Origin of the sequence: Pseudomonas sp. SIMBA_067 (genome assembly GCF_046534675.1) — a bacterium.
GTDB classification, from domain to species: domain Bacteria; phylum Pseudomonadota; class Gammaproteobacteria; order Pseudomonadales; family Pseudomonadaceae; genus Aquipseudomonas; species Aquipseudomonas putida.
In genome coordinates this window covers 1-250 of record NZ_JAWRYH010000982.1, presented here as the reverse complement: position 1 = coordinate 250, position 250 = coordinate 1, and the positions used below count along the sequence as shown (strand labels likewise).

The window sequence follows — 250 nt, the reverse complement described above, 5'->3', positions numbered from 1 at the left end:
ACCGGTATCTATTGTCGTCCGGTCTGCCCGGTCAAAGCGCCGATGCAGAAGAACTGCCTTTTCTTCAGCAGCGCCGAAGCGGCGGAGAAAGCCCGCTTTCGCCCCTGCCTGCGCTGTCGGCCCGAACTGGCACCCGGTAATGCGCCGGTTGATCAGCCGCACCGTGTGGCAGAGCGGCTGGTTCAGCGTATCGAGGAAGGCATGCTGGAGGAACGTGAAGGACTGGAGGCAATTGCCGCTGAATTCGGTA

The 250-nt window shown here is 61.6% G+C and carries 1 protein-coding gene; it reads left to right on the top strand.

Going from position 1 to position 250, the window contains the following annotated elements:
* Positions 1-42: 42 nt before the first annotated feature.
* Positions 43-250, top strand: a 208-nt coding sequence (locus tag SB765_RS32160) for an Ada metal-binding domain-containing protein (protein ID WP_410932832.1), incomplete at its 3' end; no start/stop codon positions are given.